17 protein-coding genes, 1 pseudogene and 1 riboswitch are annotated in these 19,453 nt (G+C 72.7%); of the genes and pseudogenes, 6 read left to right on the forward strand and 12 right to left on the reverse strand.

Translation table 11 applies throughout. The features are described from left to right. The first annotated feature begins 192 nt into the window (after positions 1-192). Positions 193-813: a uridine kinase family protein gene (locus VT52_RS03895; protein WP_079174816.1), complete on the forward strand. Its 621-nt coding sequence runs from the start codon at positions 193-195 to the stop codon at positions 811-813. A 428-nt stretch (positions 814-1,241) separates the two neighbouring features. Next, positions 1,242-3,104 carry an AAA family ATPase gene (locus tag VT52_RS03900; RefSeq protein WP_046421916.1) on the forward strand — a complete coding sequence of 621 codons (1,863 nt, stop codon included), beginning with the start codon at positions 1,242-1,244 and terminating at the stop codon, positions 3,102-3,104. Between the two features lie 76 nt (positions 3,105-3,180). Here the strand turns inward: VT52_RS03900 and VT52_RS03905 are convergent, their stop codons facing one another. The 10 genes from VT52_RS03905 to VT52_RS03950 all read right to left on the reverse strand — a co-directional run bounded on the left by VT52_RS03905 (position 3,181) and on the right by VT52_RS03950 (position 12,807). Continuing rightward, entirely contained in the window at positions 3,181-4,269 is a 1,089-nt protein-coding gene (locus VT52_RS03905; RefSeq protein ID WP_046421915.1) for a hemolysin family protein, read from the reverse strand. Further along, a complete protein-coding gene (locus VT52_RS03910; protein WP_046421914.1) occupies positions 4,266-5,600 on the reverse strand; it encodes a hemolysin family protein in 1,335 nt (444 codons plus the stop codon). The genes VT52_RS03905 and VT52_RS03910 overlap by 4 nt, the downstream gene beginning before the upstream one ends. Positions 5,601-5,816: 216 nt before the next feature. Next, positions 5,817-6,281, reverse strand: a complete 465-nt coding sequence (locus VT52_RS03915) for a PH domain-containing protein (RefSeq protein WP_046421913.1) — start codon at positions 6,279-6,281, stop codon at positions 5,817-5,819. A 10-nt stretch (positions 6,282-6,291) separates the two neighbouring features. Continuing rightward, on the reverse strand, positions 6,292-7,140 hold the full coding sequence (gene hisG, locus VT52_RS03920; RefSeq protein WP_046421912.1) for an ATP phosphoribosyltransferase: 849 nt from the start codon (positions 7,138-7,140) through the stop codon (positions 6,292-6,294). 64 nt (positions 7,141-7,204) lie between these two features. Then, a complete protein-coding gene (locus VT52_RS03925) occupies positions 7,205-7,477 on the reverse strand; it encodes a phosphoribosyl-ATP diphosphatase (RefSeq protein WP_046421911.1) in 273 nt (90 codons plus the stop codon). 34 nt (positions 7,478-7,511) lie between these two features. Beyond that, positions 7,512-7,994 (reverse strand): 6,7-dimethyl-8-ribityllumazine synthase, encoded by a 483-nt coding sequence (gene ribH, locus VT52_RS03930; protein ID WP_046421910.1) that lies wholly within the window; start codon positions 7,992-7,994, stop codon positions 7,512-7,514. 48 nt (positions 7,995-8,042) lie between these two features. Next, a complete protein-coding gene (locus VT52_RS03935; protein ID WP_046421909.1) occupies positions 8,043-9,347 on the reverse strand; it encodes a bifunctional 3,4-dihydroxy-2-butanone-4-phosphate synthase/GTP cyclohydrolase II in 1,305 nt (434 codons plus the stop codon). Then, positions 9,344-9,985, reverse strand: coding sequence for a nicotinamide mononucleotide transporter family protein (locus VT52_RS03940; protein ID WP_046421908.1), 642 nt, complete (start codon positions 9,983-9,985; stop codon positions 9,344-9,346). Before VT52_RS03940 ends, VT52_RS03935 begins: the two co-directional genes overlap by 4 nt. Beyond that, positions 9,982-10,605 (reverse strand): riboflavin synthase, encoded by a 624-nt coding sequence (locus tag VT52_RS03945; protein ID WP_046421907.1) that lies wholly within the window; start codon positions 10,603-10,605, stop codon positions 9,982-9,984. The genes VT52_RS03940 and VT52_RS03945 overlap by 4 nt, the downstream gene beginning before the upstream one ends. A 160-nt stretch (positions 10,606-10,765) precedes the next feature. After that, positions 10,766-10,896, reverse strand: a riboswitch (FMN riboswitch). A 633-nt stretch (positions 10,897-11,529) separates the two neighbouring features. After that, positions 11,530-12,807: an ROK family transcriptional regulator gene (locus VT52_RS03950; RefSeq protein WP_046421906.1), complete on the reverse strand. Its 1,278-nt coding sequence runs from the start codon at positions 12,805-12,807 to the stop codon at positions 11,530-11,532. A gap of 144 nt (positions 12,808-12,951) precedes the next feature. On the opposite strand from VT52_RS03950, the gene VT52_RS03955 reads away from it, so the two are divergent. Next, on the forward strand, positions 12,952-14,154 hold the full coding sequence (locus VT52_RS03955; protein WP_046421905.1) for an MFS transporter: 1,203 nt from the start codon (positions 12,952-12,954) through the stop codon (positions 14,152-14,154). On the opposite strand, the gene VT52_RS03960 is transcribed toward VT52_RS03955, so the two are convergent. Next, positions 14,114-14,572: an acyl-CoA thioesterase gene (locus VT52_RS03960; RefSeq protein ID WP_046421904.1), complete on the reverse strand. Its 459-nt coding sequence runs from the start codon at positions 14,570-14,572 to the stop codon at positions 14,114-14,116. The genes VT52_RS03955 and VT52_RS03960 overlap by 41 nt on opposite strands. 208 nt (positions 14,573-14,780) lie before the next feature. Between VT52_RS03960 and VT52_RS03965 the strand changes: the two genes are divergently transcribed. The 3 genes and pseudogenes from VT52_RS03965 to VT52_RS35240 form a co-directional block, all read left to right on the forward strand. Then, positions 14,781-16,172, forward strand: a complete 1,392-nt coding sequence (locus tag VT52_RS03965) for a uracil-xanthine permease family protein (protein ID WP_046421903.1) — start codon at positions 14,781-14,783, stop codon at positions 16,170-16,172. Between the two features lie 100 nt (positions 16,173-16,272). Beyond that, positions 16,273-17,028 (forward strand): DUF5995 family protein, encoded by a 756-nt coding sequence (locus tag VT52_RS03970; RefSeq protein WP_046421902.1) that lies wholly within the window; start codon positions 16,273-16,275, stop codon positions 17,026-17,028. Positions 17,029-17,043: 15 nt separating this feature from the next. Further along, positions 17,044-17,686 (forward strand): annotated as a pseudogene (locus VT52_RS35240) (LLM class flavin-dependent oxidoreductase); the annotation flags it as partial. A gap of 42 nt (positions 17,687-17,728) precedes the next feature. Here the strand turns inward: VT52_RS35240 and VT52_RS03975 are convergent. Then, entirely contained in the window at positions 17,729-19,426 is a 1,698-nt protein-coding gene (locus VT52_RS03975; RefSeq protein WP_046421901.1) for a flavin monoamine oxidase family protein, read from the reverse strand. Positions 19,427-19,453 lie beyond the last annotated feature (27 nt).

A 19,453-nucleotide genomic window follows, 5' to 3' on the forward strand; every position in this document is an offset into this window, starting at 1 on the left:
CGGAACGCCGAATTCGACATATCGGTCAGCGATTCGAGAATGTTTATGGAAGTGCGCCGGAGGGCCCGGACGAGCGATGGTTCAAGAGGTAACTTTCTTTCGCGGGGCACCCTCGGCGGCCCGGCCGTCATGCGCCACTACTAGACTCATTCCGGAAAACCCCCGCACCGCGTCACACCTTCGGGAATCGTCATTCAGCACCTCGCCGACCACCTTCGCGGGCTCCCGCCCTCCCTCGGGCCGGTCCGGCTGATCGGCGTCGACGGGCACGCGGGCTCCGGGAAGTCCACCTTCGCCGGGCGGCTGGCCGCCGCGCTGGGCGGGGCGCCGGTGCTCCATCTCGACGACATCGCCAGCCATGAGCGGCTGTTCGCGTGGACCGACCGGCTGACGGCGCAGGTGATCGAGCCGCTGTCCCGGGGCGAGGCCGCCGCCTACCTCCCCTACGACTGGAACGCCCGCGCGTTCGGACCGGCGCTCCCACTGCCGCCCGAGCCGGTGATCCTGCTGGAGGGCGTCGGCGCGGGCCGCCGCGCACTGCGGCCGTTCCTGGCCGAACTGCTGTGGATGGAACTGCCCCGCGAGGAGTCCTGGGCGCGCGGCCGGCTGCGGGACGGTGCCGCCCAGCGGGAGTTCTGGGACGGCTGGGTCGAGGCCGAGCGCGCGCACTTCGCCGATGACCCCACCCGCCCCCACGCCGGGCTTCTGGTGCGCCAGGCCGACCAGGGGTACGAGGTGCTGCCGGGGCCCGCGCGACACCGGGGATCGGGCCAAGGAGTGACCCATAGTGATGGCTCCACTCCCATGTGGTGAAAATGTGAAGGCTCTTGTCGGCCAACTTCCCGAAGTGCCCCAACTTCGCTTGACCCGGGGGTCGTACAGGTCTTACGTTCTCAATGTGCGGCGATTCGAAGCCGCCCGAAGACGCGAAGCCCCCGGTTGTTCCCCCGTGATCGGGGGCTTCGTTCTGCCCGCGCACCGATTTCCGGGCCCGTTGCGCGCCGATCCGATCACTTTCGGTCACCGAAGCGTCCGGAACCCTTCCGCCCCCACCTCGCCGAACGGCTGGTGCCGCACCCTTCGGCACGCGGTACCCGCGCGGGTACGATGCCCTTGGTGCGACCTTCGGCAACAGCCTCGCGCACCTGCAACTCCGGTCCGCGGCACGGCGGTTCGGCCGCGGCGGCCGCCGGGCGACCGTCCGGCGGTGAACCACGGGGGCACGGTCTGTGGGGGACGTGATGGACTTCGGCACGCAGGGCCCCGAGGCCCCGGCCGACCTCGCCTGGCTGCGCGGGGTCGACGCCTACACCATGGGCGCCTATCCGCAGGCGGAGGAGGAGTTCCGGGCCGCGGTGCGGATGGACCCGGGCATGGCGGACGGCTGGCTCGGACTGCACGCGCTCCGGGTCGACACCACCACCGCGCTGCTGCGGATGTTCCGGCACCGCGAGCGCTTCGGCGAACAGCGCACCCGGCACCGCCGTACGATCAACTCCTGGTACTGGCTGGGCTGGTGGGTGCAGCCGGTGCTGGAGAGCCCGCGCGATCTGCTGCTGGCGCACGCCTCGCACTGGCTGGACGGACGGCACGTGCCCGAGCTGGACCGGGCGCTGGCCGGGCTGCCCCCGGTCGACACCGATCCCCAGGTCCGCTTTCTGCACGCCTGCCGCTCCTACCTGGTCAAGGACTGGGAGCAGCTGGTACGGCACACCGATCCGCTGCTGGACGATCCCCTGCTCGGCATAGAGGCCGGGCTGTTCGGCGGCATGGCCAGGGTCCGCCTGGAGATGTACGGCCAGGCCGAACCGCTGCTGTCGGCGGCGCTGATGCGATGCCGCAGCGAGCAGCCGCAGCGCAAAGAACTGCGCTACTGGCTCGCGCGGGCGCACGAGGGCACCGGCCGCTCCGCCGCCGCGCTCCCCCTCTACCGGGCCGTGCACCGGGTGGACCCCGCCTTCATGGACACCTCGGCGCGGCTCGCGGCGATCGCCGAGGGGGACGGGTACGACGACGCGGCCGGCCTCGCCGCGATCACGCTGACCGGCGCCGGGCAGGACGCGGTGGACGGGACCGACGGGTTCGATCCGTTCCTCGGCTCCGAGGGGCGGGACCTGCGGCTGCCGGAGCCGGAGCTGCCGACCGGCCCGCTGCCGGCCGTCTCCGAGCCGGGGGTCCGTGACCGGGGCGGGACGCCCGGCTCGCCCCTGCCCACCGGGCCCACCGATCCCGCGCTGCTCGAACAGGCGCTCGCCGAGCTGGAGCGGATGGTCGGGCTCGAACCGGTCAAGCGCCAGGTGAAGGCGCTGTCCGCACAGCTGAACATGGCACGGTTGCGGGCCGGGCAGGGGCTGCCCGTGCAGCCGCCGAAGCGGCACTTCGTCTTCTCCGGGCCGTCCGGGACCGGCAAGACGACGGTGGCGCGCATCCTCGGCCGGGTCTTCTACGCCCTCGGGCTGCTCGGCGGGGACCACCTCGTGGAGGCGCAGCGGGCCGATCTGGTCGGCGAGTACCTCGGGCAGACGGCGGTGAAGGCCAACGAGCTGATCGACTCCGCGATCGGCGGGGTGCTGTTCGTGGACGAGGCGTACTCGCTCTCCAACTCCGGGTACGGCAAGGGGGACGCGTACGGGGACGAGGCGCTCCAGGTGCTGCTGAAGCGGGCCGAGGACAACCGGGACCACCTCGTGGTGATCCTCGCGGGGTATCCCGAGGGAATGGACCGGCTGCTCGCGGCCAACCCCGGACTGTCGTCCCGCTTCACCAGCCGCGTCGACTTCCCCTCGTACCGGCCCGGGGAACTCACCGAGATCGGGAAGGTGCTGGCCGCGGAGAACGGGGACCAGTGGGACGAGGAGGCGCTGGAGGAGCTGCGGTCGATCGCCGGGCACGTGGTCGAGCAGGGGTGGATCGACGAGCTGGGCAACGGGCGGTTCCTGCGCACGCTGTACGAGAAGAGCTGCGCCTACCGTGATCTGCGGCTGTCCACCTACGCCGGGTCGCTGTCCCGGGACGACCTGGCGACGCTGCGGCTGGCCGACCTGATGCAGGCGTACGGGGAGGTGCTGTCGGGACGGGGGCCGCAGGACCCGTCGCCCACGTAGGCGCCTCGAGGGAGCGCGGGGAGCCGAGCGGGCGGCCCGCCGCCGGGCCGCGGCCGCGCGGCTCCCCGCACCACCGCTACGTGGCGAGCGCCTGCTCCGAATCGCCGCTGACCCTCGGTTCCGTCAGCCGCATGTCGGCGATCTCCCGGTGCGCGGGATCGCGCACCTCGCCCACCAGCATCTCCAGGACGTCCTCCAGCGCCACCAGCCCCAGCACCTTGCCGGACGCGTCGGCGACCTGGGCCAGGTGCGTGGCGGCGCGGCGCATGACCGTGAGGGCGTCGTCCAGGGGGAGCTCGGCCCGCAGGGTCGTCATCGGGCGCCAGATGTTCTGCGGCACCGCCCGCTCCGAGTCCTCCAGGTCGAGTACGTCCTTGACGTGGACGTACCCCATGAAGGCGCCCTGCTCCGTCGCCGCGACCGGGAAGCGGGAGTACCCGGTGCGCGCGGTGAGCCGCACGATCTCCCCGGAGGTGACCGCGGGCGTCACCGTGACCAGGGACTCACGGCGCAGCAGGACGTCGGTGACCGGGCGGGAGCCCAGTTCCAGGGCGTCCTCCAGGCGTTCCATCTCCTCCGGGTCGAGCAGGCCCGCCTGTCCGGAGTCCTCCAGGAGCCGGTTGAGCTGCTCGCTGGTGACGACCGCCTCGACCTCGTCCCTGGGTTCCACCCGGAACAGCCGCAGCACGGCCTGGGCGACGGCGCCCAGCGACACGGTGATCGGCTTGCACACCCGGGCGAACCAGACCAGACCGGGGCTGAGCCACAGCGCCGCCTTCTCGGGCGCCGCCATCGCGAGGTTCTTCGGCACCATCTCGCCGATGACCAGGTGGAAGAAGACCACCGCGGCCAGCGCGATGACGTAGCCGAGCGGATGGATCACGCCGTCGGGGAGGTGGAGCGCCTCGAACACCGGCTCCAGCAGGTGCGCGACGGTCGGCTCGGCGACCGCGCCGAGCGTCAGGGAGCACAGGGTGATCCCGAACTGCGCGGCGGCCATCATCTGCGGCAGCCGCTCCAGGCCGTACAGCACCTGCCGGGCCTGGGCGGTGCCGAGCGGTTCGATCTGGCTGCGGCGCACGGACACGAGCGCGAACTCGGCGCCCACGAAGAAGCCGTTGGCCAGCACCAGGAGCGCGGCGAGGACCAGTTGGAGCACGCTCATCGGACGGCCTCCGCGATGTTCGCCGCCGGGGCCGTCCTGACCAGGCGGACCCGTTCGGCGCGGTAGTGGCCGACCTGGCGGACCGCGAGCCGCCAGCCGGGCAGTTCGGCCCGGTCGCCGGGGACGGGGATCCGGCCGAGCAGGTCGGCGACCAGTCCCGCGACGGTCTCGTACGGCCCCTCGGGCACGTCCAGGCCTATGCGCTGGAGGACGTCGACCCGGCAGCTGCCGGCCACGTCCCAGGCGGGCCTGCCGTCCTCGGGCGGGGCGGCGGTCAGCTGGGGCACGTCCTTGGCGTCGTGCTCGTCGCGGACCTCGCCGACCAGTTCCTCGACGATGTCCTCCAGGGTGACCACGCCGGCCGTGCCGCCGTACTCGTCCACCACGACCGCGATGGGCTGTTCGCTGCGCAGCCGGGCCAGCATGGGCTGGACGGGCAGGGTCTCGGGGACCAGCAGCGCGGGGCGGGCGATGCGGCCGACCGGGGTACGCAGCCGGTCGCGCGCCGGGACGGCGAGGGCGTCCTTGAGGTGGGCCATGCCGACGATCTCGTCGATCTTCTCGCGGTAGACGGGGAAGCGGGACAGCCCGGTGGCCCGGGTGAGGTTGACCACGTCCTCGGCGGTGGCCGAGTCCTGGAGCGCGCTGACCTTCACGCGCGGGGTCATGACGTGCTGTGCGGTCAGCTCGCCCAGCGAGAGGGTGCGCACGAACAGGTCGGCGGTGTCCTGTTCCAGGGCACCGGCCCGCGCGGAGTGCCGGGCCAGGGAGACCAGTTCGCCGGGGGTGCGGGCGGAGGCCAGTTCGTCGGCGGGTTCGACGCCGAGGGCGCGCACCAGCCGGTTGGCGACCGTGTTGAGCGCGGCGATCACCGGCCGGAACAGGCGGGAGAAGTGGTGCTGGGGTCCGGCGACGAAGCGCGCGACCTGGAGCGGCCGGGAGACCGCCCAGTTCTTGGGCACCAGTTCGCCGATCACCATCTGGATCGCGGAGGCCAGCAGCATGCCGACCAGCACGGCGGCGCCGGAGGCGACACCGTCCGGAAGGCCGAGCGCCCCGAACGGGACGCTCAGCAGCCGGCCCAGGGCCGGTTCGGCGAGCATGCCGACGACCAGGGAGGTGATGGTGATGCCGAGCTGGGTGCCGGAGAGCTGGAAGGAGAGTTCCTTCAGCGCGTCCACGACCGTACGGGCGCGCTTGTCGCCGTCGGCGGCGGCCTTCTCGGCCTCGGGGCGCTCGACCGTCACCAGGCCGAATTCGGCCGCCACGAAGAATCCGTTGGCCAGAATCAGCACGAACGCGGCTGCGAGGAGCAGCAGGGGGGTGGTCACGATGCCGCCGCCTCCCCGATATGTCGGGTGGGGGCGGCGCAGGTACTACAGGACGATCCGTCCATCGCCGGAGGGATTCACTCCTCGGGTTGCAGGAACCCCTGGCACCGGGCGGCGCACAGGGGCGGAAGGCGCGATCGGCTCGGCCTCCGCCCACCAGGTTAATCAAGACGAGGGCCGGACGGGCAGGGTGGGAGACCCGGAGTCGGCCCCGAGTCAGCCCTGATCCGCCCCCGGGCGAACGGCCGAGCGGGCCTCGGCGAGCGCCCGCAGCGCCCTGGCGTCGGCGATCGCCCGCTTCCTGGCGATGCCCGGCTGGATGCCGAGCGCGGGCAGGCTGGTGCCGTCGCTGAGGTTGAGGAACACCCAGGGATCGCCCGGACGGAGGTTCACCTGGAGGATCTCCGCCCAGTCCAGGCGCCGCTTGCCGGCGATGTTCACGACGGTGACGCCGCTCTCGTCGGCCACGACCCTGACCCGGGCCAGCCGGGCGAGCACCCAGAAGATCAGCGCCCCCGTGACCACGAAGCTCATCCGCTCCCCCGGGCCGAGACCGTCCAGGAGCAGGGCGACCCCCGAGAGGGTGAGGAAGATCGCCGCGGCGGCGGTGAGCAGGATGGCCCGGGTGTGACCCGGCCGGAAGGTGACGGGAAGGGTCGGCAGCGCGGTCGGGTCGGACATCACGTACCCCTCAGAGGCGGCAGGCGTGGATGGCCGTGGTCAGGATGGCGCGGGCGCCGATGGCGTAGAGGTCGTCCATGATCCGCTGCGCCTCCTTGGCGGGGACCATGGCGCGGACCGCGACCCAGCCCTCGTTGTGCAGCGGGGAGACGGTCGGGGACTCCAGGCCGGGGGTGAGGGCGACGGCCTTCTCCAGCTGCTCGACCCGGCAGTCGTAGTCCATCATCACGTACGTCCGGGCGACCAGGACGCCCTGGAGGCGGCGCAGGAACTGCTGGACCTTCGGCTCCTCCACGTCCGCACCGGTGCGCCGGATCACGATGGCCTCGGACTTCATGATCGGCTCGCCGAAGACCTCCAGGCCCGCGTTGCGCAGGCTGGTGCCGGTCTCCACGACGTCGGCGATGACCTCGGCGACGCCCAGCTCGATCGCGGTCTCCACGGCGCCGTCCAGGTGGACGACGGAGGCGTCGACGCCGCTGTCGGCGAGGTGCCGGGCGACGATGCCCTCGTACGAGGTGGCGACCGTACGGCCCTTCAGCTCCTCGACGCCGCCGGCGGTGCCCGGCTTGCCGGCGAAGCGGAAGGTGGAGCGGGCGAAGCCCAGCGGGAGGATCTCCTCGGCGTCCGCGCCGGAGTCGACCAGCAGGTCGCGGCCGGTGATGCCGATGTCGAGGCGGCCGGAGGAGACGTAGATGGCGATGTCGCGGGGGCGGAGGTAGAAGAACTCGACCTCGTTGCCCGGGTCGACGATCCGCAGCTCCTTGGACTCGCGCCGCTGCCGGTAGCCGGCCTCATGCAGCATGTCCGCCGCAGGGCCGGACAGGGAACCCTTGTTGGGGACGGCGATGCGCAGCATGAGGACGGCTTCCTTTGCGGTGTGAGGGGGGTGCGGGGTACCGCGGCGGAGCGCGGCGGTTCGGTCAGAGGTGGGCGTAGACGTCGTCCAGGGAGATCCCGCGGGCGACCATCATCACCTGGACGTGGTACAGCAGCTGGGAGATCTCCTCGGCTGCCGCCTCCTCGCCCTCGTACTCGGCGGCCATCCAGACCTCGGCGGCCTCTTCGACGACCTTCTTGCCGATGGCATGGACCCCCTTGCCGACCAGTTCGGCGGTGCGGGAGGTGGCGGGATCGCCGTGGGCGGCCTTGTGCTGGAGCTCGGTGAAGAGCTCCTCGAACGTCTTCTTGGACATGGTGGTCCTTACCCTACGCGCTCCGGCCGGCGCCTCAGTGCCAGGGTTCGGATACCGAACGCAGCGTCGCGGCCGTCGAGACCGCCGCGATCACCGCCTCGTGGCCCTTGTCCTCACTGGAGCCCTCGATGCCGGCCCGGTCCAGGGCCTGCTCCTCGGTGTCGCAGGTGAGCACCCCGAAGCCGACCGGGACGCCGGTCTCCACGGAGACCTGGGTGAGGCCCTGGGCGACCCCCTGGCACACGTAGTCGAAGTGGGGGGTGCCGCCGCGGATGACGACGCCGAGGGCGACCACCGCGTCGTAGCGCGCGGCCAGCACCTTGGCGGCGACCGGGAGCTCGAAGCTGCCCGGGACCCGGATCAGGGTCGGCTCGTCGATCCCCAGTTCGCCGAGGGCGCGCAGGGCGCCGTTCACCAGACCGTCCATCACCTTCTCGTGCCACTGCGCCGCGATGACCGCGACCCTGAGGTCGCCGGCGTTGCGTACGGACAGTTCCGGTGCACCCTTGCCGCTCACGTCTCTCCTAAGTGCCTTCGTTCGACTGGCTTCGCTTGCTTGCTGGTTCTACTGGTTCGGGCAGGTGGCCGGGGTGTCCAGCCAGGGCAGGTCGTGACCCATCCGGTCCCGCTTGGTGCGCAGATAGCGCAGATTGTGCTCGCCCGCCTGGACCGGCATCGGCTCGCGCCCCGCCACCTTCACACCGTGGCTCTCCAGCGCGTCGGCCTTGTCGGGGTTGTTGGTCATCAGCCGGACGCTGCGCACGCCGAGGTCGGCGAGGATCTGGGCGCCGGCCCCGTAGTCACGGGCGTCGGCGGGCAGGCCGAGTTCCAGGTTGGCGTCCAGCGTGTCGCGGCCCTGTTCCTGGAGCTCGTAGGCGCGCAGCTTGGACAGCAGGCCGATGCCGCGGCCCTCGTGCCCGCGCAGGTAGACCACGACGCCGCGGCCCTCCTCCTGGATGCGGGCCAGGGAGCTGTCCAGCTGGGGGCCGCAGTCGCAGCGCAGCGAACCGAAGACGTCGCCGGTGAGGCACTCGGAGTGCATACGGACCAGGACGTCCTCGCCGGTGCCGATCTCGCCGTGGACGAGCGCGACGTGCTCGACGCCGTCGACGGTGGAGCGGTAGCCGTGCGCGGTGAAGACGCCGTGCCGGGTGGGCAGCCGGGTCGCGGCCTCGCGGCGGACGGTGGGCTCGGTGCCGCGGCGGTGGGCGATCAGGTCCTCGATGGAGATGATCGTCAGACCGTGCTTGCGGGCGAAGGGGATCAGCTCGGGCAGCCGGAGCATCCGGCCGTCCTCGCCGGCGATCTCCACGATGGCGCCGGCCGGGCGGAGCCCCGCGAGCCGGGCCAGGTCGACGGCGGCCTCGGTGTGGCCGTTGCGCTCCAGGACGCCGCCGGGCCGGGCGCGCAGCGGGAAGACATGGCCGGGGCGCACGAAGTCGGCGGGCCCGGCGGTGCCGCTCGCGAGCAGCCGGAGCGTGGTGGCGCGGTCGGCGGCGGAGATGCCGGTGGTCACGCCGTGCGCGCCGGAGGCGTCCACGGAGACGGTGAAGGCGGTCTTCATCGACTCGGTGTTGTCCTCGACCATCTGCGGCAGCCGCAGCCGGTCGAGTTCCGCCGCCTCCATGGGGGCGCAGACCAGGCCCCGGCACTCGCTCATCATGAAGGCGACGATCTCGGGGGTCACCTTCTCGGCGGCGATGACGAGGTCGCCCTCGTTCTCCCGGTCCTCGTCGTCGACGACGATCACGGGGCGGCCGGCGGCGATGTCGGCGACGGCCTGCTCGACGGAGTCGAGGGTGAACTCCTCGATGTCGTCGCCTTCGTAGGAGTAGGAGTAGGGGTCGTAGAGCGGGGTGGCCGAGGTCATGCCGGTGCTCCTTCCAGAACGGGCCGCGGGCTCTTGCGGGAGCGCAGCCACCAGTCGCGCATGCCCCACAGGACGAGCGCGCCGTAGATGACGTAGACGAAGCCGGAGAAGGCGTAGCCGTTGGCGAAGTTGAGGGGGACGCCGACGACGTCGACGAGCAGCCACGCGAACCAGAACTCGACCATGCCCTTGGCCTGGGCGTACATCGCGACGACGGTGCCGACGAAGATGTAGGCGTCCGGCCAGGGGTCCCAGGAGAGTTCCGGGAACGCGGTGAACAGCAGGGCGACGGCGACGGTGCCGATCGCGGCGGCGCCGGTCAGGGTGGCGCGCTCGCGCCAGGTGGCGAACCGGGGGGAGATGTGGCCGTCACCGGCCCCGCTCCGGCCGCGGTTCCACTGCCAGAAGCCGTAGAGGGCGACCGCCATGACGACGGCCTGCTTGCCGGCGCTGCCGGTCAGGTGGCCGTAGAAGGCGGCGAAGAGGACGAGGCCGGAGACGAACTGCACCGGCCAGCTCCACAGGGAGCGGCGCCAGCCGAGGACGAGTCCGATCAGGCCGAGGATGTTTCCGGTCATGTCGGACCACAGGATGTGCTGTCCGAAGAGGGTGAACGCCTCGGTGTTGAGCGAGTTCACCGGCCGGCCTCCTGTCCGCTCGTGTCGGCCCGGCCCGTCGTCAGGAGCCGCTCGACGTACTTGGCGATGACGTCCACTTCGAGGTTGACCGGGTCGCCGGGCTGCTTCACGCCGAGCGTGGTCAGGGCGAGGGTGGTGGGGATGAGGCTGACCGTGAAGTGGTCCGGGCCGGCGTCCACGACGGTGAGGCTGATGCCGTCGACCGTGATGGAGCCCTTCTCGACCACGTAGCGGGCGAGGTCGGCGGGCAGGGAGATCCTCACGATCTCCCAGTGGTCGGAGACCGTGCGCTCCAGGACCTCGCCGGTGCCGTCGACATGGCCCTGCACGATGTGTCCGCCGAGGCGGGCGCCGACGGCGGTGGGGCGTTCGAGGTTGACGCGGGAGCCGATGCCGAGCGCGCCCAGGCTGGAGCGCTTCAGGGTCTCGGCCATGACGTCGGCGGTGAACTCGTCGCCCTCGTGGTCGACGACGGTGAGACAGACCCCGTTCACGGCGATGGAGTCGCCATGCCGGGCGCCGTCGGTGACGACGGGTCCGCGGAGCCGGAAACGGGAGGCGTCGCCGAGATTCTCGACGGCGGTGACTTCACCCAGCTCTTCGACGATTCCGGTGAACACTTCCCGGGTCCTCCTGCCTCATGGGGCACGGACTCCGGGGCCTGTCGACGGACGACAGAATCTACGGATGAGCACACGATCGGGACGTCGCCGAACGGGACCCGTCCTGTACGGACGCGACCGGATACGGCGGCGCGCACACGGAACGCATGCCCGCCCGCCGCGCACTGCCTCCCATCCGGACTTTAACCGTCGGTCCAGGAATTTCACCTGGTCAACCGGTCGCTGGAGGCGACCGGGTCGCGGACTGTAACCGCCGGTTCGGACTTTCACCGACCCCGGAGTGCGCTGCTTCTGGTACACGGCCAGTGTGCCACGCCGGGCGGCCGCGCCGACAGGGGGTCCGTGTGGGCTCGCTCACACTCCGTGCCCCCCTCCACAGGCCCGGGGGCATTCGCCCGCAACTCCCTTTCGCTCGGCTCGCGTTGGCCCCTCCATCCCCATTGACCCTAATGGTCTAGTCCTTTTAGGGTGCCGATCGGGCCCGGCGGCGGTGACGACGGCCCTTGCCCGCCGCCGGGTCGCCAGCGGTCCGGAACCGGGGCGACGCCCCATGTCCGGCCCCCTGGACGGGCGCGACGCGGACCGGCTCCGGGCGCGGCGACCGCGAGCGACCCCCGGGGCCGGGACGAAGAAGCGGCCGGGTACCCGGCGGCGGCGACGCGACGGACCGCAGCGACACGACCGGCGCGCGACGCCGGCGGGGACAGGTCCCGGCACCGTCCGGCAACTGCCCGGCCGGGCACAGGCAGGAGCGACGGACCCGACACCTCCGACCCCGCCTCACGACCCCGGGCGCGACCCCGAACCGGCCTCCACCACCCCCTCCGATCCCCACCCGGACCCGCGCCGCCCCCGAATCGGTTCCCTCGCCCCCCTTGGGCCGGACCCGGTTCCGCACGACCGGCCGCCACCGGCCGGCGGCTACGACGGGAGCGGTGGCCGCGGCGGGTCGGACCACAGGGTGTCCTGGGCCCGGTCGCGGGCGGTCAGCAGGGCACCGCGCAGGACGGCGGAGCCGCCGAGGGCGCCGGCGCGGACCTCGGTGGACAGGGGGGACATCCGGCGCAGCCGCTCCGCGACGAGTCCGGCGAGGACCTCGCCGCCGGCCCGGCCGATCTCCCCGCCGAGGACCACGCAACCGGGGTCGAGGACGGCGACGACGGAGGCGACGCCGATGGCGATCCGGTCGGCGAGGGCGGTGAGGAAGCGGTGGTCGGCGCCCTCCGCCGCCGACTCGGACGGCTGCCGCCCCCGCGGCTTCGGCCGGGACGCGTCCACGGTCCCGTCGGCCGCCGCGAGCATCCTCTCCACCGCCACCCGCACCACTTCCGCCGCCCCCGGCCCGTCCGCCGCCGAAGGCGCCGGCAGGCCGTGCTCCGCCCCCAGGGCCACGACCGCCGCCGCCCCCGCCAACGTGTGGAAGCCGCCCGAGCAGTCCGTGGCGGAGGGCACCGTGGGGGTGCGCGGGACCGGGAGGAAACCGATCTCGCCGGTGCCGCCGGAGGCGCCGCGGCGCAGGGTGCCGTCGAGGACGACCGCCGCGCCGGTGCCGTGGCCGAGCCAGAGGAGGACGAAGGTGTCGCGGTCGCGCGCGGCGCCCTCGCGCTGTTCGGCGAGGGCGGCGAGGTTGGTCTCGTTCTCCACCGTGACACGGGCCCCGGGCAGTCGCTCCTGGAGGGCGGCGGACAGGCTGCGGTGCCACGCGGGCAGCCCCGCGGAGTCGCGCAGGTCACCCGTGGCCGGGTCGATGAGGCCCGGCGCGCCGATGCCGACCGTGTGCAGTCCGTCGACGCCGGCCCGCCCCATGGCGCCCGCCACCGCGGCCACCACCCGCTGCACCGCGGGCCCGGTCCCGGTGTCCCCCCCGATCGGCACGGACGCCTCCGCGAGTACCCGTCCCACCAGGTCGGCGACCAGCACGACGACCCCCTCGGTGCGCACATCGAGCGCCGCCAGGTGGGCGCGGTCGGCGGCGATGCCGTAGAGCCGGGCGTTGGGGCCCCGGCGCGTCGCGCCGGACTCCCCCACGACGTCGATCAGGCCGGCCGCGCCGAGTCGTTCGACGAGGTCGGCGACGGTCGGCCGGGACAGTCCCGTCAGCTGTTTCAACTGCCCTGCGGTCAGCGGGCCTTGTTCCTGGAGGAGCCCCAGGGCCAACCGGTCGTTGATGACCCGGGCGGTGCTCGGTGATGCGGGCATGGCGGGGATCCTTCCACATCGGCAGAGCGGCGCCCGGTCGGTCCCGGCCCGCCCGCCGGGCCGGCCCGCGCGCGCTGAGCGCTATCTATCAGGCAGGGTCCCTGATAGTTTACGGCGCACCAACTCCCGGGGAGGAGCGCAGTCATGGAGGACATGAGGGGGGTGCGTCGCGCGCGGTACGCCGTCGCGACCGTGTTCGCCGTCCACGGCGCCGTGACCGGCTCCTTCGCGACCCGTGTGCCCTGGGTCCAGGACCACGCCTCGCTCGGCACGGGCCGGCTGGGCTTCGCGCTCGCCTTCACCGCGCTCGGCGCCTCCTGCGCGATGCCGCTCGCGGGCCGGATCAGCCACCGCTTCGGCAGCCGCGACGCCCTGCGCGGACTGATCGCCCTGTGGACCCTCTCACTCGTCCTGCCCGCCCTCGCGCCGAACCTGCCCGTCCTGTGCCTCGCGATGTTCACCTACGGCGCCTGCGCGGGCATGGCGGACGTGGCCATGAACGCGCTCGGCGTCGAGGTGGAACGGCGGCTCGGCAGGTCGGTGATGTCCGGCCTGCACGGGATGTGGAGCGCGGGCGCCCTGGCCGGCTCGGCCGCCGGCACCCTCGCCGCCCACCTCGGCGTCGACGCGCGCACCCACTTCCTGCTGGCCTCGGCCGTCCTGACCCTGCTCGGGGTGCTCTCCTGCGCCTGGGTGCCGGACATCCGGCCGACCGCCGACGAGGAGCCCCCGCCCCGGTTCGCGCTGCCGCCCCGCTCCGCGCTGCTGATCGGCATGGTCGGCTTCTGCGCGGTGTTCGCGGAGGGCGCGAGCCTCGACTGGTCGGCGGTGTTCCTGCGGAACCGGCTGGACGGCTCGGCCGGCCTCGCGGCGGCGTCGACCACCGCCTTCATGCTGACGATGGCCGTGGCCCGGATCGCCGGGGACGCGGTGGTGAACCGGTTCGGCGCGGTGCGCACGGTCCGGGCCGGGGGTGTCCTGGCCGTCCTCGGCGGTCTGCTGGTCGTCCTCGCCGGGCGGCCCGCGGTGGCGATGGGCGGCTTCGCCCTGACGGGACTGGGCATCGCGGTCGTCGTACCGCTGTGCTTCGCCGCCGCCGGGCACGCCGGGCCCAACCCCAGCCAGGCCATCGCGGGCGTGGCGACCATCACCTACACCTCGGGGCTGATCGCGCCCGGCCTGATCGGCGGGGTGGCCCAGGCGACCAGCCTGGTGGTCTCGTTCGGCGTGGTGACGGCGCTCGCGTGCGGGCTCGTGGCGTGCGCGGGCGTACTGCGCTCCGCCGAGCGCGGTGTCGAGCGGGAGGTCAGTCCGCGGGCCGCAGCAGTTCCCGGGCCGCGGCCCTGAAGCCGTCGCTCCACGGCGCCGGGCGCAGGGTGGTCGCGTCGAGCCGCACCAGCACCCGGGCGCCCCGGGCGTAGGTCTCGGAGCCGTCCGCCGAGCAGAACCGGAAGCCGTAGGTCAGCCCGGTGTCGCCGAGCCGCTCCAGCCACAGGTGCACGGCGTAGCGGCCGGGGCTGGTGACCGGGGCCTCGTAGCCGATGCGCAGTTCGCGTACGGCGTTGCAGGCGTCCCCGGCCGCAACCCAGTCGCCGTCGAAGCGGATGCCGTGCTCGTGCCACAGCTCGGTCCAGGCGCGCTCGACCAGCAGCGGATAGCGGGCGTTGTGCAGCAGGCCGAGCGCGTCGAGGTCGTCGAAGTGGACGGTGACGGGGATCAGCCGGCCGTGGCCGACGGCGGGGGCGGAGGGGGCTTCGACGGTCACGGCGGGGCTCCTGGACAAGGCGGTCGGGGGTGATCCCCGGGGCGTACGGTCCTACATACTAAGCGACCGCTCAGCACGCCTTCCGGGACGCCCCCGCGTGGACGGCGTGCGCGGAGGGTGCCGACGACCAGCGACAATGGTGCGGACGAACCCCGCTCCCCCGGCCCTCACGGCTGCCCGGACGCACCACAGAAAGCGAAACCCCACCATGGACCTCGGCGTGCGCTGGAAACTGCACGGTGACGGGAAGACTCCCGCGCCCGGAGCAGTGGTACGGCCCGACGAACGGCTGTCCTGGCCCCGGACGGTGGGCCTCGGCGCCCAGCACGTGGTCGCGATGTTCGGCGCCTCCTTCGTGGCACCGGTACTGATGGGCCTGGACCCCAACCTGGCGATCATGATGTCCGGCGTCGCCACGGTCATCTTCCTGCTCGCCACCCGGGGCCGGGTGCCCAGCTATCTCGGCTGCTCGCTGTCCTTCGTGGGCGTGGCCGCCGTCATCCGCGCGCAGGGCGGTACGAGCGCCACGGTGACCGGCGCGACCCTCGCCGTCGGCGCGGTGCTGTTCCTGGTGGGCCTCGCGGTGCGGAAGTTCGGGGCGCGGATCATCCACGCGGCCATGCCGCCCGTCGTGACCGGCGCGGTCGTGATGCTGATCGGCTTCAACCTGGCCCCGGTGACCGCCTCCACCTACTGGCCGCAGGACCAGTGGACGGCGCTGCTGGTGATGCTGTTCACCGGGCTCGCGGTGGTCTGTCTGCGGGGCTTCTGGTCCCGGATCGCGATCTTCCTCGGGCTGATCTTCGGCTACGGCATCTCCTGGGTCTTCGACCGGGTCTTCGGCAAGATCCACTCCGTGGGCGGCGACGGCAGGCTGACCGACCACTGGCGCCTGGACCTCTCCGGCGTCTCCAAGGCCGACTGGATCGGTCTGCCGCACTTCCACGGCCCGTCCTTCCAGTGGTCGGCGATCCTGGTCGCGCTGCCGGTCGTCATCGCACTGGTCGCGGAGAACGCGGGCCACGTCAAGGCGGTCGGCGAGATGACCGGCGACCCGCTGGACGACGAGCTGGGTACGGCGATCTCGGCCGACGGCGTCGCCTCGATGCTGTCCACCGCGGTGGGCGGCCCGCCGAACACCACCTACTCCGAGAACATCGGCGTGATGGCCGCGACCCGCGTCTACTCCACCGCCGCGTACTGGGCGGCCGCGGGCTTCGCCCTGCTGTTCGGCCTGTGCCCGAAGTTCGGCGCGATCGTGGCCGCCGTCCCGGGCGGTGTGCTCGGCGGCATCACGGTCATCCTCTACGGCATGATCGGCCTGCTCGGCGCGCAGATCTGGCTCAACGCCAAGGTGGACCTGCGCAATCCGCTGAACCTGGTGCCGGCCGCCGCGGGCATCATCATCGGCGTGGGCAACGTCAGCATGAAGTTCACCAGCAACTTCTCCCTCAGCGGTATCGCGCTGGGCACCCTGGTCGTCATCACCGGCTACCACGCGCTGCGCGCCTTCGCCCCGGCCCACCTCAAGCGGCAGGAGCCGCTGCTGGACGAGGGCACCTCCAGCTACGACCCGGAGTCCCCGACCGCCGGGTCGTAGGCGCACGTTCCCCCCGGGTCGTGGAGACCCGTTCCCCCGTTCCGGCGACGCACCGGGCCGGTCGGCGCGTCGGCCGGACCCGGGCTGCGACCCTTCCCCCATGTCGCAGTCGTCCCCCGCCATCGGCCCCGCCGGCACCACCGGCCCCGTCGGCTCCGTGGTCTCCCGGATGCGGGCGCTGGCCGCCGTCCTGCCCGAGCGGGACGGCGTCGCCGTCTTCAACCGCGTGTACCTCACCGTCACCGAGGACATCGACCGCCGCCTGGGCGCCGGGGAGTTCCCCGATCCGCGGGCGGCCGCGGCGCTGGACGTGCGCTTCGCCGACCGGTACCTCACCGCGATCGACGCCGCCGAGGCCGGCCTGCGACCGCCCGCCTGCTGGCGACCGCTGTTCCAGCTGCGCCACCATCCCCATGTCCGTCCGCTCCAGTTCGCGCTCGCCGGCGTCAACGCGCACATCGGGCACGACCTGGCCCTCGCCGTGGTGGACGCCTGCCGCACCGTCGGCTGCGAACCCGCCGATCTGGCCGACGAGTTCGACCAGGTCGGCGAGATCCTCACGGCCCTGGAGGAGCGGGTACGCGAGGATCTGATGCCGGGCCCCGACCTGCTCCAGCTCGCCGACCCGCTCACCCATCTGCTGGGCGCCTGGAGCCTGGAGCGCGCCCGGGACGCGGCCTGGGCGGCGGCGCGTGCCCTGTGGGCGCTGCGGCACAGCCCCGAGATCGCCGGGGAGTTCACCGAACGGCTGGACGCGGCGGTGGGGTTCGCGGGCAGGATGCTGCTGACGCCGCTCGCGTGCTGGGAGAACGCGAGCGGCGGCACCGCGCGCGCCCCCGAAGAGCCCGTGCTCTGAGACAGCCCGATCGGGCGGGCCCTGTTCCCGGAGCCCGCCGCCCAGGGGCTGTACGGCATCGACGGCCCGCCCTGGCCCGACCGCTCCCGGTCGGTGGCAAAGCCGCTGGTCACCCTCACCCCGGCCGCGGCGGCCACCGAGCGCGCAAAACCGGGCACCGGCGTGCTGGTGGCGCCGCCGCATCCGCCGTTCCAGCCGGCCAGGGCGCCGGCCGCGCTCGACGCGGCCGGCGGCGGCCGGGTACTGGCGGGCCTCGACACCGGCTGGTCCCTGGACGGGTACGCCGCCGCGGGCGTACGGCCCTTCGAGGAGCGTGGCGCGGTGCTGGACGAGATCACCGACGGCACCGGTGGCCACGGGCGGCCTGCGGGTCGCCGAGCAGTGGCGGCAGCTGCGCGAACTGGCCGGGGAGCGGGGCCGTACGGAGCCGATCCGCACGGTGCCGCGGGTGAACGCCGAGCTACGGCGCGAGGGCCACGAGGGCGCCGGCCGCCGCCCGTTCCAGGGCGGCGCCGATTAGATCGTCCAGGACCTGGCGGAGTACGCGGAGGCCGGTCCGGAGGAGATCCTCCTCGACCTCCAGGGCACCGCGCGGGACCCGGCGGAGCTGACGGACGTCGCCGCCGAGGTGTTCGAGAAGGCGCGGGCGGCCGGAGTCCGACCGGCCGCCCGCGCCCCGCCGTCCCGGGCCGGTGCCCGGTCAGTCCTCCGGGAGCTCCACCGGCGCGATCTCGTCGTAGACGTCGCCGGGACCGGGGTTGGTCGGGTCGGTCCGGCCGCCGAAGTGGTGCATGACGCCCCAGACCGCGTTCAGCGCGGTCTGGACGGCGCCCTCGGCCCAGCCGGCCGTCCAGGAGATGTCGTCGCCGGCGAGGAAGATGCCCCGCTTGTCGGCGGGCAGCCGGTCCTGCATGAAGTGCGTGAACAGGCGCCGCTGGTAGCGGTAGTGGCCGGGCAGGTTGGCCTTGAACGCGCCCATGAAGTAGGGCTCGTTCTCCCAGGAGACGGTCACCGGGTTGCCGATGACGTGCTTCCTGATGTCGACCTTCGGATAGATCTCGCCGAGCGACTTCAGCATGACCTCCATCCGCTCGTTCGCGGACAGCGGCAGCCACTTCAGGCTGTCGTCGCACCAGGTGTACGACAGGCAGATCACGGCCGGCCTGTCCGGACCGTCGTCCAGGAGGTAGGTCCCGCGCGTCATGCGGTCGGTGAGGGTCATCGACATGACGTCGCGCCCCGTCTCCTCGTCCTTGTCCAGCCAGAACGGCCGGTCGACCGGGACGAAGAGCTTGCTGGACTCCATGTAGTGGGTGCGCTCGATGGCGGTCCAGTGGTCGATCGGGAAGAGCGAGTCGTCGCAGGCGATCTTGGACAGCAGCATCCAGGACTGGGCGGTGAAGATCGCCGCCTTGTAGGTGCGGATGTCGCCGTTCGCGTCCGTCACGGTGATCTGGTTGCCCGCGGTGCGGTGCAGCCGGGTCACTGCCGGGCGCGGCTCGCCGTTCGGGTGCAGGGAGCCGAGCGAGGTCCCGTGGGGCCAGTGGACGATCTTCGCCGGCTCGCGCTCCCACAGGCGCAGCGGCAGCTGCTGGGATCCGCCGACGATGCCGCGGTGGTGGTCGTCGGCCTCGGTGTAGACGACGCGCAGGATCTCCAGGATGGAGTTGGGGAAGTCGGTGTCCCAGCCGCCGGTGCCGAAGCCGACCTGGCCGAAGATCTCCCGGTGCCGGAAGGACCTGAAGGCCTCGGAGTCGCACAGGAAGCCGTAGAAGGTCTGGTTGTCGAGCCTCTCGACCAGCTTCGCCCAGATCTCGCGGATGCGCGGCACGTCCCGCTCGCGCATGGCGCGGTTCATGTCGGAGAAGTCGGCGCCCTCTTCGAGGCACTTGTTCCAGGCGTCGGCGACGTCCCGGTACACCTGGGGCAGGTCGTCCACGGTGACGGCGTAGTGCGACTCGCCCTTGAGGTCCACGACGGTGGACGGCGTCGCCTCGGCCAGCGGGTTGGGGAAGGGCCGGGTGGTGAGGCCGGCCAGGTCGATGTAGTGCTGCAGGGCGGTGGAGGAGGGCGGGAAGCGCATCGCGCCCAGCTCGCAGTTGAGTTCCTCGTCGCAGCCCTCGAAACCGACGGTGCGCAGCCGGCCGCCGAGCTGGTCGGCCTCGTAGACGACGGGCTTGAGGCCCATCTTCATCAGCTCGTACGCGGCGACGACGCCGGACAGGCCGCCGCCGATGACGGCGACCTCGGTGCCGTGCTCGGTCGCGGGGATCTGGCCGATGCCCGCCGGGTGGGCGAGGTAGTCGTCGTAGGCGTAGGGGAAGTCCGGGCCGAACATGGTGATCGGCGGCTGCTGCCCGTCGGTGTGCTCGACGGCGTTGGGCACCGTGGACGTCATGGGGTACGGACTCCTTGCGGGGAAGAA

It is taken from the genome of Streptomyces malaysiense (assembly GCF_000980885.2).
Taxonomy (GTDB): domain Bacteria; phylum Actinomycetota; class Actinomycetes; order Streptomycetales; family Streptomycetaceae; genus Streptomyces; species Streptomyces malaysiense.

Excerpts from the sequence above, each read along its gene's own strand:
- VT52_RS03925 (WP_046421911.1), bottom strand. The coding sequence starts at position 7,477 with ATGTCCAAGAAGACGTTCGAGGAGCTCTTCACCGAGCTCCAGCACAAG.
- VT52_RS03955 (WP_046421905.1), top strand. The coding sequence starts at position 12,952 with ATGGAGGACATGAGGGGGGTGCGTCGCGCGCGGTACGCCGTCGCGACC.
- VT52_RS03900 (WP_046421916.1), top strand. The coding sequence starts at position 1,242 with ATGGACTTCGGCACGCAGGGCCCCGAGGCCCCGGCCGACCTCGCCTGG.
- VT52_RS03970 (WP_046421902.1), top strand. The coding sequence starts at position 16,273 with ATGTCGCAGTCGTCCCCCGCCATCGGCCCCGCCGGCACCACCGGCCCC.
- VT52_RS03975 (WP_046421901.1), bottom strand. The coding sequence starts at position 19,426 with ATGACGTCCACGGTGCCCAACGCCGTCGAGCACACCGACGGGCAGCAG.
- VT52_RS03965 (WP_046421903.1), top strand. The coding sequence starts at position 14,781 with ATGGACCTCGGCGTGCGCTGGAAACTGCACGGTGACGGGAAGACTCCC.
- VT52_RS03905 (WP_046421915.1), bottom strand. The coding sequence starts at position 4,269 with ATGAGCGTGCTCCAACTGGTCCTCGCCGCGCTCCTGGTGCTGGCCAAC.
- VT52_RS03950 (WP_046421906.1), bottom strand. The coding sequence starts at position 12,807 with ATGCCCGCATCACCGAGCACCGCCCGGGTCATCAACGACCGGTTGGCC.
- VT52_RS03935 (WP_046421909.1), bottom strand. The coding sequence starts at position 9,347 with ATGACCTCGGCCACCCCGCTCTACGACCCCTACTCCTACTCCTACGAA.
- hisG (WP_046421912.1), bottom strand. The coding sequence starts at position 7,140 with ATGCTGCGCATCGCCGTCCCCAACAAGGGTTCCCTGTCCGGCCCTGCG.
- VT52_RS03915 (WP_046421913.1), bottom strand. The coding sequence starts at position 6,281 with ATGTCCGACCCGACCGCGCTGCCGACCCTTCCCGTCACCTTCCGGCCG.